The 15,381-nt window shown below is 58.9% G+C and carries 12 protein-coding genes; 2 read left to right on the top strand and 10 right to left on the bottom strand.

Annotation, left to right across the window (positions count from 1 at the left end; all coding sequences use genetic code 11):
- Positions 1-55: 55 nt before the first annotated feature.
- The 4 genes from PI739_RS21230 to pncA all read right to left on the bottom strand — a co-directional run bounded on the left by PI739_RS21230 (position 56) and on the right by pncA (position 3,922).
- Positions 56-1,453: a sensor histidine kinase gene (locus PI739_RS21230; protein WP_042931051.1), complete on the bottom strand. Its 1,398-nt coding sequence runs from the start codon at positions 1,451-1,453 to the stop codon at positions 56-58.
- Positions 1,431-2,114 carry a response regulator transcription factor gene (locus tag PI739_RS21225; protein WP_003371891.1) on the bottom strand — a complete coding sequence of 228 codons (684 nt, stop codon included), beginning with the start codon at positions 2,112-2,114 and terminating at the stop codon, positions 1,431-1,433. The genes PI739_RS21230 and PI739_RS21225 overlap by 23 nt, the downstream gene beginning before the upstream one ends.
- 86 nt (positions 2,115-2,200) lie before the next feature.
- A complete protein-coding gene (locus tag PI739_RS21220) occupies positions 2,201-3,136 on the bottom strand; it encodes a formate/nitrite transporter family protein (protein WP_271352172.1) in 936 nt (311 codons plus the stop codon).
- 141 nt (positions 3,137-3,277) lie between these two features.
- Positions 3,278-3,922 carry a bifunctional nicotinamidase/pyrazinamidase gene (gene pncA / locus PI739_RS21215; protein ID WP_058396322.1) on the bottom strand — a complete coding sequence of 215 codons (645 nt, stop codon included), beginning with the start codon at positions 3,920-3,922 and terminating at the stop codon, positions 3,278-3,280.
- 191 nt (positions 3,923-4,113) lie between these two features.
- On the opposite strand from pncA, the gene PI739_RS21210 reads away from it, so the two are divergent.
- Positions 4,114-6,240 (top strand): TonB-dependent siderophore receptor, encoded by a 2,127-nt coding sequence (locus PI739_RS21210; protein WP_271352171.1) that lies wholly within the window; start codon positions 4,114-4,116, stop codon positions 6,238-6,240.
- A gap of 110 nt (positions 6,241-6,350) precedes the next feature.
- On the opposite strand, the gene PI739_RS21205 is transcribed toward PI739_RS21210, so the two are convergent.
- From PI739_RS21205 to PI739_RS21185, 5 genes are all read right to left on the bottom strand, one after another.
- Entirely contained in the window at positions 6,351-7,598 is a 1,248-nt protein-coding gene (locus PI739_RS21205) for a cellulase family glycosylhydrolase (protein WP_096107814.1), read from the bottom strand.
- Between the two features lie 418 nt (positions 7,599-8,016).
- Positions 8,017-8,973 carry a D-2-hydroxyacid dehydrogenase family protein gene (locus PI739_RS21200; RefSeq protein ID WP_003371904.1) on the bottom strand — a complete coding sequence of 319 codons (957 nt, stop codon included), beginning with the start codon at positions 8,971-8,973 and terminating at the stop codon, positions 8,017-8,019.
- Positions 8,974-9,015: 42 nt separating this feature from the next.
- Complete coding sequence (locus PI739_RS21195; RefSeq protein WP_003396441.1) at positions 9,016-9,669, bottom strand: DUF1345 domain-containing protein; 654 nt, start codon at positions 9,667-9,669, stop codon at positions 9,016-9,018.
- A gap of 151 nt (positions 9,670-9,820) precedes the next feature.
- On the bottom strand, positions 9,821-11,173 hold the full coding sequence (gudD, locus tag PI739_RS21190; RefSeq protein WP_240880349.1) for a glucarate dehydratase: 1,353 nt from the start codon (positions 11,171-11,173) through the stop codon (positions 9,821-9,823).
- Positions 11,174-11,237: 64 nt separating this feature from the next.
- A complete protein-coding gene (locus PI739_RS21185) occupies positions 11,238-12,563 on the bottom strand; it encodes an MFS transporter (RefSeq protein WP_044308790.1) in 1,326 nt (441 codons plus the stop codon).
- Positions 12,564-13,024: 461 nt separating this feature from the next.
- Between PI739_RS21185 and PI739_RS21180 the strand changes: the two genes are divergently transcribed.
- Positions 13,025-13,738: a FadR/GntR family transcriptional regulator gene (locus PI739_RS21180; protein WP_003350184.1), complete on the top strand. Its 714-nt coding sequence runs from the start codon at positions 13,025-13,027 to the stop codon at positions 13,736-13,738.
- A 332-nt stretch (positions 13,739-14,070) separates the two neighbouring features.
- Here PI739_RS21180 and PI739_RS21175 read toward each other — a convergent pair whose 3' ends face one another.
- Positions 14,071-15,162, bottom strand: coding sequence for an alpha/beta hydrolase (locus tag PI739_RS21175; RefSeq protein ID WP_054081111.1), 1,092 nt, complete (start codon positions 15,160-15,162; stop codon positions 14,071-14,073).
- Between the last annotated feature and the right edge of the window lie 219 nt (positions 15,163-15,381).

The raw sequence follows: 15,381 nt of genomic DNA, 5'->3' as shown, positions 1-15,381 counted from the left end.
CTCGTCAAAAAGCAGGCACGATCGTGCAATCAAGGGTTTGGGAAGTGCCTGAATCTCAGGCCAGCGTATTCACTGTGCGGCATTCCAGCAGCAAGCTTGCGCCGCCGTATTCGCTGGTGCCTATCTGCAGGGTAAAACCATGCAGATTGACGATGGCGGCCACTACCGAGAGACCGAGGCCAAAACCGCTTTGCTCGGTGCCGGCTTCGCTGCGATAGAAGCGCTGGAAGACAGCGGCGCGCTCGGCGACGGGGATGCCAGGCCCGGAATCCTGTACTTCGATGCACGGCGTGGTGCCGCCTGGGGCAGGGTAGGCGCTGACTTTGACGATTCCGCCGCCGGGGGTGAACTTGATTGCGTTGCCCAGCAGGTTGGTCAGTGCTTCGAACAGCAGGGCGCGGTCGCCTACCAGCGTGGGTAACGTTTCATGCAGGTCGAGTATCAGGGTGATCTGGTCTTCCTCAGCCAGCGGCAGGTAAAAATCATGCAGCTCCTGCAGCAGCGGGCGCAGTTCCAGTTCAACGAATGCCGAGCGCCGCTGACGGTCTTCCAGCTCGGAAATGCGCAGCAGCCCGCGGAAACGTGCCATCAGTGTGTCAGCTTCGCTGATGACCTGGGCAATCTGCGTGGCGTGGGTCGAATCGTGGGCCGACTGCTGTTGAATACGGTAAAGCTGCGCACGCAAGCGGGTCAGCGGTGTGCGCAGGTCATGGGCGATGTTGTCGCAGACGCCCTTGACCTCGTTCATGAGCTTTTCGATCCGGTCGAGCATGGCGTTGACGATTACCGCCAGCATGTCCAGTTCATCGCGCCTGTTGGAGACCGGCAGACGGCCGGCCATGTCGCCGGCGATGATCGATTCGGCGCTGGCCTGGATCGCACGGATGCGTCGCAACGGTCGACGGCGCAACAGATGCCAGCCGGCAACACCGGGAATGATGGTCAACGAGATGCCCCACAGCAAGGCATGCAGGATCAGCGTGCTCACCGCAAACAGCGAACCGTTCTCGCGAACCAGCACCAGCCAGCGGCCGTCCGACGTGCGATTGACGATCGCATCGCAACTGCCTTGCGGCATGCCTGGATCATCCGATTCGATGCAATCGTTCAGTACATGAATCTGGCCGTCGATAGGCAGGTTTTTCGGGACGCTGGTGATAGGCCCGGCAACCGGGCGGAAGTTCTCGTCGAACAGACCGTAGGCATCCACCGAGCGGGTATCGAAGGTCATGCTGGTGGCCAGAGCGTCCACCAGGCCCTGGCCTTCGAAGCGTGAAAACAGTTGCTGGCGATGGGTAAGCGACTGGCGGGCGAGGGTGTCCAGATAGGACGTCACCTCCCAATACAGGACGCCAAGCAGAATCACACTCCAGGCTACGAACAGCGAGCTGTACAGCGCCAGTAATCGACTTGTGGATGATCGCCAGCCGTCAGACGGGTTCGGCAATGACATAGCCGGATCCTCGCACGGTCTGAATGAGCTGTGCGGTACCGGGTTGGTCGATCTTCTTGCGCAGACGGCCGATGTGTACGTCGATCAGGTTGGTGCCCGGATCGAAGTGGTAGCCCCAGACTTCCTGAAAAATCATCATTCGCGTGATGATCTGTCCGCTGTTGCGCATCAGGAACTCAAGTAGCTTGAATTCGGTGGGCAGCAGCGTCAGCGGTTCGCCGCCGCGACATGCTTCCCGGGTGATCAGGTTCAGTTCCAGGTCGGCAACCTGCAAGACCGTCTTGGCGGCACTGACCGGGTTGCTGCGTCGCAACAACACCTCGACGCGTGCGGCCATCTCATCCGACGCAAAGGGTTTTGGCAGATAGTCGTCCCCTCCGGCACGCAGGCCGCGGACGCGTTCGTCCACGTCGGAGAGTGCGCTGATCATCAGGATCGGCGTGGAAATGCCCTGGGCACGCAAGTGGGTGACGATGGTCAGACCATCCATCTCCGGCAACATGCGGTCCAGGGTAATAAGGTCATAATCGCCACTCACTGCACGCGCCAGACCATCACGGCCATTGTCGACCCAGTCCACTTCCAGCCCGTGGCTGCTGAGTTCGGTCACGATTTCCTTTGCAGTGATGGCATCGTCTTCGATTGCCAGAATTCGGGTCATGGTCCCTGCCTGAATAGGTGCGTTCAAAGAGTCATTCTGCCTTTAAAATCCGCTGCGTTTCCTGAAAGAAAGTTTAATGATAGGGATCATATTTCTCGCTTTGCCATGGAATCCTCTTCCTTGAGCTTCTGCGCTTTCTCCAGGCGACGTTTTTCTTCCTTGTTTTTGCGATCGCGCTCCATTTTCTCGGTGGTGTCTTTTTCACTGCGAATCTGCGCATGGCTGATCAACGCGAAAATAAAACTGCCACCGATAATGTTGCCCGCCAGCGTGGGGCCTGCGAACGCAAACCAGAAATCCTTCCAGCCCAGCTCACCCGCGAATACAAGATAGGATACTTCGGCCGAACCCACCACGATGTGCGTAAAGTCGCCGAGCGCCATCAGGTAAGTGATAAGCACAATGATCGCTATCTTGGCGTTTTCCATCGACGCGATCATCCAGACCATGGTCGCAATCATCCAGCCCGACACAATGCCCTTGGAAAACATCTGGCCCAGGTCGTTTTCCATGACCTTGTGGCCAATTTCCAGAAACGCCTTGTCGGTGCTGGTATCGAAAATCGGCAGGTTGAGCATGACGTAGGCCACCGTCAGCGTGCCGACCAGATTGCCGGTCAGAACCACACCCCACAGGCGCAGCAGCCGCCAGATGTTGGCCAGGTTCAGCTTGCTCATGACCGGCAGTACAGCCGTGATGGTGTTTTCCGTGAACAGTTGCTGGCGCGCCAGGATTACCGCCAGAAACCCTGCCGAATAGCCGAGGCTGCTGATCACATGACTACCGGGGATGCCTTCGAGGCGCGAGTTCAACAAACCCATCGCCATCAGCGACAGGCCCATGGTCAGCCCCGCAGCCAGTGCCGACCACCACAGCGCGGCTACGCTGCGCTCCAGTTCGTGGTCGCCCTGCATGCGAATGGTTTCGTGCAACACTGCCGCGCGGGGCGGCTGATTCTCATCGATCTCGCGCTCTTCCTCGGCGGAAAGGCCGGGGGTCTTGCCATCTACTTCGTGATCCATACAACGTCCTCAGCGCCAGTGATGAAATGGCCCGACCGGGGCAATGTCGGGCCGATGGTTCAGACAGGCGCCGCGCGCTGTCGTTCGCCAGCGGCGGGGCGTATCGAGAAATGTTTGAGCCAGTCGGCAGAATGTGTCGGTCTAGCCCAGCAGATCGGCGCTCTGCACGCGTTCGATACCCATGCCGAGCATGGTCTTCCAGGCCTGCTCCAGCGAGCCGTTCATGTCGATGGCGCGACAGGCATCTTCGACCACAAAAGTATTGAAACCGGTACTCCGTGCGTCCTGCGCCGACCAGGCGACACAGAAGTCCAGCGCCAGACCGACCACGAACAGCGTATCGATACCGCGCTCTGTCAGGTACCCGGCCAGCCCTGTGCGGGTCGTGCGGTCTGCCTCCAGAAATGCCGAGTAACTGTCGATGTGCGCATTGCAGCCCTTACGCAGGACCAGTTGCGCGTGAGGCAGATCGAGGTCGGCATGCAACTGAGCACCGTGGCTGCCTTGTACGCAATGATCCGGCCACAGCGTCTGCGGACCGTAGGGCAGGGTAATGCTCTCGAACGGCAGGCGCTGCGTATGGCTGGAAGCAAAGGAAATGTGCCCGGCAGGGTGCCAGTCCTGAGTGATGACCACTTGGGAAAAGCGCGCACCCAGGCGATTGATCAGCGGAAGCAGCGCATCGCCGTCAGCCACAGCCAGTTGCCCGCCGGGCATGAAGTCGTATTGCATGTCGATCACCAGCAAGGCGCAACGAGGATCGGCAGGCTTGTGGGAAAGGGGCATCGTGGGTTCTCTGGTAAGGAGCAATGAGCGCAGTTTGCCTGTTTATCGCCACATTGGCTAAGCGTCATGTCTGGCCTGTGCAAGAGTATTTTTTGGGAATTTGTATCAGGCGTTAATACGAATCTGTACTATTCGCAAAAAATCCTGCCGGGTCCCAAGAGGCCTGGTTTCTTGCCAAGGGCTGCACGTCGATGCGTCGTACTCTCGTTTCACTTTGCGTTATCCAGGCGATCTCTCAAGCGGCCTGGGCCGATCAGGTGGCTGGCGTCCAGCCTGCCATGGAGTTGCAGAATATCGATATCCAGGGCGCCGCCAATGCCGAAACGGCACAAGGACCGGTCGATGGTTATCGGGCCACACGGTCTGCCAGTGCAACGCGTACCGATACCTCGCTGCACGAAACCCCGCAATCGGTCAGCGTCGTGACCCGTGAAGCGGTCGAGGACATCGGTTCCACACGTTTGCAGGATGCTCTCGACTACGCGGGTGGCGTCGGGCGAGCCAACAACTTCGGCGGCCAGGGGCTGACCACCTTTACGGTGCGCGGCTTCACCACCGGCGAGTTCTATCGCAACGGCTTCCCGATCAATCGTGGTTATCCGAACATGCCGGACGCCAACACCATCGAGCGCCTTGAGGTGCTGCGCGGTCCGGCCACCACGCTCTATGGCCGTGGCGATCCGGGCGGCACCTTCAATGTGGTTTCCAAGCAGCCGTTGGCCGAGCCCTCCGTCACGCTGGGCAGTCAGCTCAATGATCAGGGCATGAAGCGCGGAACGCTGGATGCCTCGGGACCCGTGGATGACGAAGGGCGTTTTGCCTACCGCCTGAATGTCGTGGGCGAGGGCGGCGATACATTCCGTGACCACGTCGAGACCGAGCGCTATGGCGTGGCGCCGGTATTGAGCTGGCAGCTCAACGACGTTACGCGGATCACCTTCGAAGGCGACTTCATGCGCAATAACGCGCCACTGGATCGTGGCCTGACTCGCTATGCCAACCAGACGGGCACGGCTTCCCGCGACACGTTCTTCGGCGAGAAGAGTGTGGGCAAGCTGCATAACGACAACAACATGGCACAACTGCGCTTCGAGCATGACCTCAACCCGGACTGGACGCTGGGCGGCGGTGTGCAGATCCTTGACGGCTCCCTGCAAGGCGATGCCATCGAGGCCAACGGGCTGGCGGCGGACGGCCGCACCCTCGGGCGCAACTTCAACTATCGCAAGCTGGAATGGACCGATCGCGATGTGCAACTGAACCTGACCGGGCATTTTTCTGCGGGCGGTTTCGAGCACACGCTGCTGACCGGTGTCGAGTACGAAGATTATGACTACAAGTCGATCATTCAACGCTCCAGCGGTGCAGTCAGTGCCTACCCGATCGACATCTTCAATCCGGTCTACGGCCAGGCTCGTCCGGCACTGACCCGAACGACAACCCACGACAAGGAAAACCTCAAGACCTGGGCTGCCTTCGTGCAGGACCAGGTGGCCCTGACCGAGCGCCTGAAGCTGCTGGGCGGTGTGCGTCTGGAGCGTTTCGAACATGATTATAATTCTTTTCTGCCCGGCACCAGCAGTTGGACTGCCAGCGATAACGCGGTCACACCGCGCCTCGGCCTGAACTACGACCTGACCGACGACCTTGCCGTCTACGCCACGACTGCTCGCTCGTTCAAGCCCAACAGCGGTGCCAGCCGACTGGGTGGGGGGTTCAAGCCGGAGGAGGGCAAATCCTATGAGATCGGAACCAAGTGGGAGGGGCTGGACGGGCAGTTGAGTGTCGACACGGCCGTCTATCAGATCGAAAAGCGTAACGTGCTGACCACCGACCCGGTCGATTCAACGTTCAGTGTGGCGGCGGGCGAGGTGCGCAGTCGCGGCCTGGACCTTAACGTGGTCGGCAACCTGACGCCGGAGTGGCGGGTAATGGGCAGTTACGCCTACGTGGACGCCGAAGTCACCAAGGACAACACGCTACGGTCCGGTACACGGCTGATGAACATTCCCGAGCAAACCTTCAGCCTGCTCAACGTCTACGAGTTTCAGGACGGCGCCCTGCGTGGCCTGGGCCTGGGCGGCGGCGGTCGCTATGTCGACCAGCGCGCCGGGCGTACAGCCAACACTTCTTTCTCGATGGACAGCTATACGGTGTTTGACCTGCTGGCCTATTACAAGGTCAACCCGCACGTGAAACTCAATCTGGACCTGAAGAATCTGTTTAACACCGACTATGAGGAAGGCTCGTTCGGCAACGTCTATGCCTATCCGGGGGCACCACGGACGGTGCAGGTGGGGATTGCCTATACGTTGTGATGCCGTGTGCCGATATCGGGTTCTGATAGCGCAAGCCTGATCCTTTCAGGGGCAGGTTCAGCAGCGTGTGTCATGGGCACCGGCCCTTGTGCACACGCAGCCGTGCATCATCAGTACTGATCGGCCGTTGAAAAGCCGGCACGGTGGCGAAGTTTGCCCCCCTGGAACTGTTCCTTGCCGGGTAAAATGTCCGCTCCGGCTGCTTTGAGAGCGCTCATATTATCCCGCAGGGCATTAGTGGCGGCGTCCTTTTGCTGGAAGGTATTGGCTGCTGTCAGGTTGGCATTACCCACTTCGCCAATCTGGAATTTGTAGCCAGCCTCTTTCATTGCCTTGATCTGGTTGGCGAGTCGCGAAGAGGCTTCGCTTTCCCTGGCATACACATGAAAACTGCCAATCAGTGCAGGGTTGTCGTCGCCATTGGCAGCCTTTAATTGAACCGCAAACTTGACCAGGCCGCTTTGCGGACCTGCGGTCAGGCCACCCCCCCAATTGCTGTCCTCGACAACAATACTTCCTTTATAACCGGCATCGCGCGCAGATTTAATTAACGTGGTCTGCATGTCAGCCCATTCCTGACTTGCGCTTTTACCGCCCTGATGGAAGGTATCCAGCACAAAGCCTGTGCGACTGCCAAACCTTTTGACAATGGTACTGATGTCGGCCGAGGCCTGCTTCAATTTGTCTCCCGTCAGCACGTTTCCGCTACCCTGGTTTGCATCGTCGCGGAACGTGAACTGAACTTTTACACCCTGTTTGCCCCCTTCATTGAGCAACGCCCTGAGCTTGTCCAACTGCCTGCTATCCTGAATCTGGTCGTGCGTCATCTGAAAGCGCAAGGTTCCGCCTCCAATCGCTTTCAGGTCCTGAATCATCTTCGTGGCTGCGGCAGGTGTGGCGATATCATCAGGATTGACGTTGGCTCCCCCGCGCAAGACGGGCTCGGCAGTTTTGACCGGCTCTGAAGCGGAAATCTTGTCTTTGTCTTTGACTTTGTTATCTGGCTCGGCAGGGGCCGTATTGTCTTTGACAGTGGCGACGTCATTGAGCACGGCCTTGGTATCATCCTGATTGACACGCGTTTTTTGACTGGTAAGTAACGCCGTATCCGACGGGGATGCTTCGCTCGCCAGTGCTTGAGCATTTCGCTTGAACAGTGCTCTGGTATAGACCGGAGAGGTTTCCGCTGCTTCAGCGGAGTGCCTGTCGGAGGGCGTGTAAGTATCGAGTTTCGCCTGCGCATTTGAAGTTGTGTCAGTCGCGCCAGCGCTCGCCGGCTGTACGGTCCTGTCGGCCATGACAGGTTTCTCGTTAGCGGCCATGAGACTGTCATATAGCCTGGCTGAGCGGATATTCATCGGGTGTCTCAGTGATCGGTGCGAAAAGTGATTGCGCCTGGTGAAACAGGAGAATAAATCTCAAGGCAAGCGATAACGGATGGAATGACAGTATTCATATAAATACGTCGGAAACTTGATGGAGCGATTGAGCGACTGTTTCTATTTTTCTGTTGTTTATTGATACTCGGGCTCAGGGTGCAATTATATTCCGGGCATTGTCCATCGGAAGAGCAGGTTCGCCTAGATATAATTTTCAATGTTGGCAAAAACCGGAGGATTAATCCTGTGCTGACCTTTTTTGTCCGACGCGCTAATCGTTACTGATATGCAAGCGGGGGCCTGCGGCGGGCCCCGTGACCACTCTTTACAGAGGCTGAAATCCAACGCCAGACGCAGCCTGGCATCCATAGGTTACAGCCTGATGTTGCAGGACTCGTCAGCCAAACACCCGAATCGGCGACCCCGCATGCCACGCCTGAATGTCTTCGATCATCTGCCCGTAGAAGGTCCGGTAGTTATTTTCGGTGACATAACCGATGTGCGGAGTTGCCAGCACGTTGTCCAGCGTGCGGAACGGGTGGTCGGCCGGCAGTGGTTCGATGTCGAAGACGTCCAGCGCTGCACCGGCGATTCTGCGCTGTTGCAGTGTGTCGATCAGCGCGGCCTGATCGATGATCGGGCCGCGTGACGAGTTGATCAGATAAGCCTCGGGCTTCATCCAGCTCAGCGCCTCTGCGTCGACCAGACCGCGGCTGCGATCGCTGAGCACCAGGTGCACCGACAGCACATCGGCCTGCTCGAACAGTTGCTGTTTGCTGACATGGGTGACGCCTGACTCGGCAGCCGCCTCTGGCGTCAGGTTCTGGCTCCAGGCAATGACCTTCATGCCGAATGCCTGTCCGTAGCGGGCGATCCACTTACCGATACTGCCCAGGCCGAGAATGCCCAGGGTTTTGCCATGCAGGTCGCTGCCCAGTCCGACCTGCCAATTGCCGGCACGCAACGAGTTGGCCTCGGCTACCAGGTTGCGGGTGATGCCCATGATCAGCGCCCAGGTCAGCTCCGGTGCCGCATGCTTATAGCTTTCGGTTCCGCACACGACAATGCCCTGACGCTTCGCCGCAGCGGTATCGATCGCCGCATTGCGCATTCCGCCGGTGACCAGCAGTTTCAGCGTCGGCAGTTGGCTGAGCAACGTCGCATCGAACAGGGTTCGCTCGCGCATCACGCAAATGATGTCGAAGCCTTGCAGGCGCTGCGCCATGGTCGATGTATCGGCAGGGTAGTCATGCAGAAAGCTGACTGTGCCCACTGAGTCGAGTACGGACCAGTCCACGACATCGCTGGCGACGTTTTGCCAGTCATCGAGTACCGCTATTTTCAATAGGGTCATTGTCTGAAGGCCTCTTGATGGGATTGTTTTTCAAGGCAAACGCTAGTTGAACAGGCTGGCGGCGATGTTGATCGAAAAACCCAGAATCGCGGTGTTGAACACAAAACAGATCAACGACTGGCCGAGCACGACCTTGCGCATTTCGCGCGTCGCTACGCCAACGTCGGAGGTTTGCACCGCGACGCTGAGGGTGAACGAAAAGTACAGGAAGTCCCAGTAATCGGGGTTCTTTTCACCGCCCACAAATGCCAGTGCGGGTTCTTTGCCTTTCCAGGTGTAGAACATGCGTGCGTAATGCAGGCTGAAGATCACGCCGATCATCAGCCAGGAGCCGATGACCGTCAGGCCGGTGAAGGCGTGGTGAAGCATCTTGGCGTCGTTGGAAAGGCCTTTGCTGTTGGCGATTTCAAAAATGATTGCGGCCAGGCTGGCCAGCGCCGCGACGCAGACTGTAACCAGAATGACGCCCGCGTTTTCGTCTTCCCTCATCGCAACTCGCCGAACATCGTCAGCGTCGCTGCGCAGCGTGCGGATGAAAATCATGATCAGATAAAGCCATACCCCCGTGTCCCAGCCAGTCAGCAGGCTCTGGGTCAGTGTCGAGTGAGGTATGAGCCAGGACCAGGCGATGCCTGCGGTCAGGCCGACCAGAGCGGCAAGGGTGAGGCGAGGGCGGGTACGGGCGAGATGGCGCATGCGGTCTAATCGTTACTGGACATTACCAGACAGTAGCATGCCGCTTCGGCAAGCCAAATTCGATTAAAAAAACGGCGCGCAAGGGGGTTGCGCGCCGTGTGCCAGCCAGAGAGTGAGCAGGCGGCGAGTCAACTGCGAGTGTCAGACCGATTCAACGCACCAGGCAAGGCTGCTTGTTATTGAATTTCCAGTCCGGGATCAGAAACTGCATGGCCACGGCGTCGTTACGCGCGCCCAGGCCCATGCCTTTATAGAGTTCGTGAGCCTTGGCCAACTGGTCCATGTCCAGCTCGACACCGAGCCCCGGTTTCTTCGGGACCTCGACCTTGCCACCGACGATTTGCAGTGGCGCCTTGGTCAGACGCTGGCCGTCCTGCCAGATCCAGTGCGTATCGATTGCGGTGATAGTGCCCGGTGCTGCAGCGGCGACGTGGGTGAACATCGCCAGGGAAATATCGAAATGGTTGTTGGAGTGCGAGCCCCAGGTCAGGCCCCACTCGTTGCACATCTGCGCCACGCGTACCGAGCCCTGCATGGTCCAGAAGTGCGGGTCGGCCAGTGGGATATCCACTGACTGCAACTGAATGGCGTGGCCCATTTCCCGCCAGTCGGTAGCGATCATGTTGGTAGCTGTCTTGAGGCCGGTAGCACGGCGGAACTCGGCCATCACTTCACGCCCGGAATAACCGTTTTCCGCGCCACACGGGTCTTCGGCGTAGGCCAGCACATGATGCTGATCGCTGCACAGGCGGATCGCTTCCTTGAGCGACCAGGCACCGTTCGGGTCCAGCGTAATGCGCGCCTCGGGGAAGCGTTCGGCGAGTGCGGTCACCGCTTCGATTTCCTGGTCGCCGCTCAGCACGCCGCCCTTGAGCTTGAAGTCCTGAAAGCCGTAACGCTGATGCGCGGCCTCGGCCAGGCGTACTACGGCCTCCGGTGTCAGTGCTTCTTCATGGCGGATACGGAACCAGTCATTATCGGCCTCGGGTTCGCTGCGGTAGGCCAGATCGGTTTTGCGCTGGTCGCCGACATAAAACAGGTAACCGAGCATTTCGACCTGATCGCGTTGCTGACCTTCGCCCAGCAATGCGGCAACCGGTACTTCCAGATGCTGGCCGAGCAGGTCGAGGAGCGCCGCTTCCAGTGCGGTGACCGCATGAATGGCAATGCGCAGGTCGAATGTCTGCAAGCCGCGGCCACCGGCGTCCCGATCGGCAAACGCCTTGCGTGCCTCGTTGAGGATCTTCTGGTAGGTGCCGATGCTGCTGCCGACGACCAGCGATCGCGCGTCCTCCAGCGTCTGGCGAATCAGCTCGCCGCCAGGTACTTCGCCCACGCCGACATGCCCGGCATTGTCCTTGAGAATGACCACGTTGCGAGTGAAGTAGGGGCCATGTGCGCCACTCAGATTGAGCAGCATGTCGTCATGGCCCGCCACGGGCACGACCTGCATCTCGGTAATGACGGGGGTCTTGCTGGTGATATTGGATTGCTGAATATTCATGACGGGTCCTTTAAACGTAAGGCCTTGAAAATATGACCGATGAAAAAGTGGCTGCGCATGTGTGTCAGTGGGTCGCCGGCGTCTGAATGGCGGCGACCGGTGTCGCGCCAGGCTTGGGGGTGTTGCGCGCGGCGAAAACAATGATCGCGGCAATGATCGACGTGGCTGTCAGGCCATACAGCCCACCCTGGATCGAGCCGGTGTGTTCTTCCAGCAGGCCGAAGGTGGTCGGTGCTACGAAGCCGCCGAGGTTGCCCACCGAATTGATCAGCGCGATGACCGCTGCGGCGATCCGTGCGTCCAGATAGGCCTGTGGGATCGGCCAGAACAGCGAAGAAGCCGACTTGAAACCCAGCGCTGCAAAGCAGATGGCAACGAAAGCGAAGATCGGGCTGCCGGTAGTCGACATGAACATCCCGGCAGCGGCAATCAGCAGGGCAATGGCTACCCAGGCCTGCTGGCGTTTCCATTTGGCGGACAGCGTGGCGAACACGTACATGCCGATGATCGACAGCAGCCACGGAATGGAGTTGAACATGCCGACTTCGAAGTCAGTCAGGCTGCCCATTTTGCGGATGATGCTCGGCAGCCAGAACGTCGCTGCGTAAATCGTCAGCTGGATGAAGAAGTAGATCAGGCAGAACAGAATGATCTGACCGTCCTTGAGCAGCTTGCCGATGGAAGCCTTGACCGGCGTCGCGGCTTCGCGAGCAGCCTGTTCGGCATCGATGGCGTTGACCAGCGCATCCTGTTCTTCGCGGGTCAGCCACTTGGCATCGTGCGGTTTGGAGTCCAGCCAGAACCAGACGAAGAAGCACAGACCGACCGAGAACATGCCTTCGATGAAATACATCCACTGCCAGCCTTTAAGGCCGAAACCGGTGATTTGCAGCAGCAGGCCGGACAACGGGCCCGAGATCAGCGAGGCAATGGCCGAGCCGCTGAGGAAGATGGCAATCGCCTTGCCACGCTCGACGCCAGGCAGCCAGCGGGTGAAGTAGTAGATCACGCCTGGAAAGAAGCCGGCCTCGGCCACACCGAGCAGAAAGCGCAGGATGTAGAAGTGGGTTTCGTTCTGGATGAAGGCCATGCAGGCGGCGACGATGCCCCAAGTGAGCATGATTCGCGTCAGCCAGATACGCGCACCGACTTTCTGCAGCAGGATGTTGGAAGGGACTTCGAAGAGGGCATAGCCGATGAAGAACAGTCCGGCACCCAGGCCGTAGGCTGCTGCGCCGATGCCCAGGTCATGCTCCATGTGCGAGCGCACAAAGCCGATGTTGACCCGGTCGATGTAGTTGACGATGAACATGATGACGAAAAGCGGCAGGACGTGACGTTTGACCTTCGATACGGCTGAATTCAGAGCCGAACCTGTGCCGTCGGCCATCCTGGAATTGGATGTGCTCACAGTTGAATCTCCCACTCGTTGTTTTTATGCGGGTATGTGCGAAGTGTGTCCTTCGCATTGTCGGTCATCATACAAGTAAATGGTGGTTGTGCAATCCCCTTGCGGTGACGATCTGCAAGATTACTAAACTCTGATCGGCTGTCGATGTGCAGGTGTGCAGGGGCTGTATGATGGTGTTAATTTAAAGTTTATGGCCAGTAAATACTGGGGTTTTAGATCGTGCGTATCCGTTGATGCCTGGTCGGGACCTTGAACGCAGTGGCTGATGGTAGGCGGTGTGGATGGACACAGGAACTTTGACAGTCGGGAATGACTTGTAATACAAGTAAGACAACTGTGCAGGGCGTTTAAATCCGGCTTTCAAACGCAACCAGCACGGCATTTGCGCTGCCACGGCCGTGATACGGCAGCTTAACCAGACAAGTCAGGATTCACTCACCATGCAAGAGCCCGCCGGTACTGCGCCCAAACGCCGTCAGCACAGCCTGGCCACTGATCTGGTCACCGAACTGAGCCAGCGCATCCTGCTCGGCAAGATCGCACCGGGTCAGAAGCTGCCGTCCGAGAACCAGATCGTTCGTGAGCACGGCGTCAGCCGCACCGTGGTGCGTGAAGCGATTTCCAAATTGCAGGCGTCCGGGCTGGTGGTGACCCATCACGGCATCGGTACGTTCGTGCTCGAGCGCAGTGACCAGACGGGACTGCGCCTCAAAGTCGAAACGGTATCCAGAGTGCGCGATATCATCGAACTGCGTATCGGCCTGGAAACCCAGGCCGTGGCGCTGGCGGCTGTGCGCCGCACCGATGAGCAACTGGCGGCCATGCGTCAGGCGCTGGACGACTATCAGGACCTGCTGGCCAACGACGACAGCTGCGTCGAGGCTGACAAACGCTTTCACATGCTGATCGCCGAAGCCACTGGCAATCCGTATTTTCTGGAGATCATGCAACACCTGGGCAGCGCGATCATTCCGCGCAGCCGCATCGCATCGAGCGAGCGCGCAGGCAACAACCTCGCGCATCAGGGCTATCTGGCCAACCTCGAACACGAAGCACTGCTCAGCGCCATTCGCCGCAAGGACCCGGATGCAGCGCGTGCGGCGATGTGGACACACCTGAGCAACAGCCGTGAGCGGCTGGTTCCGCTGGAGTAGATGCGAACAAGTTCGCTCCCACAGAAGCCCCCATGCTCAAGCGAAAGGCAAAATATAGGAGCGAACGTGTTCGCGAAAAGGCCCGTACAGTCGCAGAAGATTCGGCGCTCAAAACACCGCCTTCGCGAACAAGTTCGCTCCCACAGAAGCCCTCCATGCTCGAGCGTACGGCAAAAATGCAGGAGCGAACGTGTTCGCGAAAAGGCCCGTACAGCCGCAGAAGATTCGGCGTTCAAAACACTGCCTTCGCGAACAAGCGAAGCGTCGCCCGGTTCGCTCCTACAGAAGCCTGGCGCCCCCGGTATCGACGATACAAGGGAGGCGGTTGCGTACTACGGTGTTGCGTTCAGCACGCCGAGCATCACTTGGGTCTGCCACTCGAAATACGGGTTGAACGTCAGGCGCGCATGGATCTTGCCCGGTTCGGTGTAACCCCAGTCCGAATACCATACCGGCTCGCCTGCCATGCACTTGGCGGTGTCCGGCGTGCTCTGGCCGTTCCAGCAGATACGCTGGCTGCCGGATACGCCGTAAAGCGGGTTGTCCGCTGAAAAAAGCAGGCCCATGTGTGAAAAGCGGCTGATGCGGTATTCCGGCAGGTAGTCCTTGCGCACCTCGACGCGCGGCGTATTGGCAGCGCGGGCGGGCAGGTCGCCGTACCAGATCAGGCGACTGGCGGGATTGCTGAAGCGCTGGCTGAAATTATCCAGCACGTAATCAGTGTCGAGTACTGAATCGTGCTCGGCGATGGCGATGAATACCGGCTTGTCATAGCGACGCTGATGCAGGCGGTCCTGGGCCAGCGCGCTGCTGCGATAGAACTGGGCAAAACCATTGGTGGGCATGTTCATGTAGCGAACCGGCGTCTGCATTGGGCGCAGGCCTTGGTTCGGCGCGGCGAGCCAGGGGCGTGCCCAGCCGATCCACGGGGTCAGCCAGGCATAGCCGCTGTTGGAGCGAAATGCCGGCGAGAACAAGAGCAGCCCGGCGATTTCGTCATGCCCATAGGCGTAATCAAGGACCAGATTGGCACCGGTCGAAAAGCCTCCCAGATAGACCTTCGGCACTTCACGAGCGAGCAGTTGCGCCTGTTCGCGCACCACGCGCTGCCACTGTTCGAGGCGCACGTCGAGCATGTCTTCGGGCTTGGTGCCGTGCCCCGGCAATAAAACGGTTCGGACCAGATAACCCTGAGCGGCAAGCATCTGTGCAACGTCATGAAACGACCACGCCGAATCCCCCAGGCCATGCACCAGCAGTACGCCGCCCTTGGGTGTCCCGCTCGGGGTCCACTGGCGTGGCGCGTTCCAGTCCAGCTCGGCCTGGTGGTCGGCGGTCTGAAAGTTGCGCTGGTTGCGAATCAGCTCGAGGGTCTGCTGACGGTAGTCTTCAAAGCGTTGTTTCGGCTCATCGCTTTCCGCCATTGACGTGCAGGCTTGCAGGGTCAAGAGCGACAGCAGGCTGGCGAGTCGGAATTTGATCAAAAGGGGGCCTGTGCGCACATATATGAGGGTTCAGAAGGTCGACGCGGGCACTCTGCCATGTACGTCGCGCCCGTGACTACTTTCAGGCACACTCGGGCGTTCTATAACTTCAACAAAATGTATCCATATGCCCAAGCATTGCAAGCCTCGCCACGCGCC

It is taken from the genome of Pseudomonas cerasi, from assembly GCF_027983475.1.
In the GTDB taxonomy this organism is placed as follows: Bacteria; Pseudomonadota; Gammaproteobacteria; order Pseudomonadales; family Pseudomonadaceae; genus Aquipseudomonas; species Aquipseudomonas cerasi.
The sequence above is the reverse complement of the archived record's forward strand: the minus strand, read 5'-3'. Positions and strand labels throughout refer to the sequence as shown.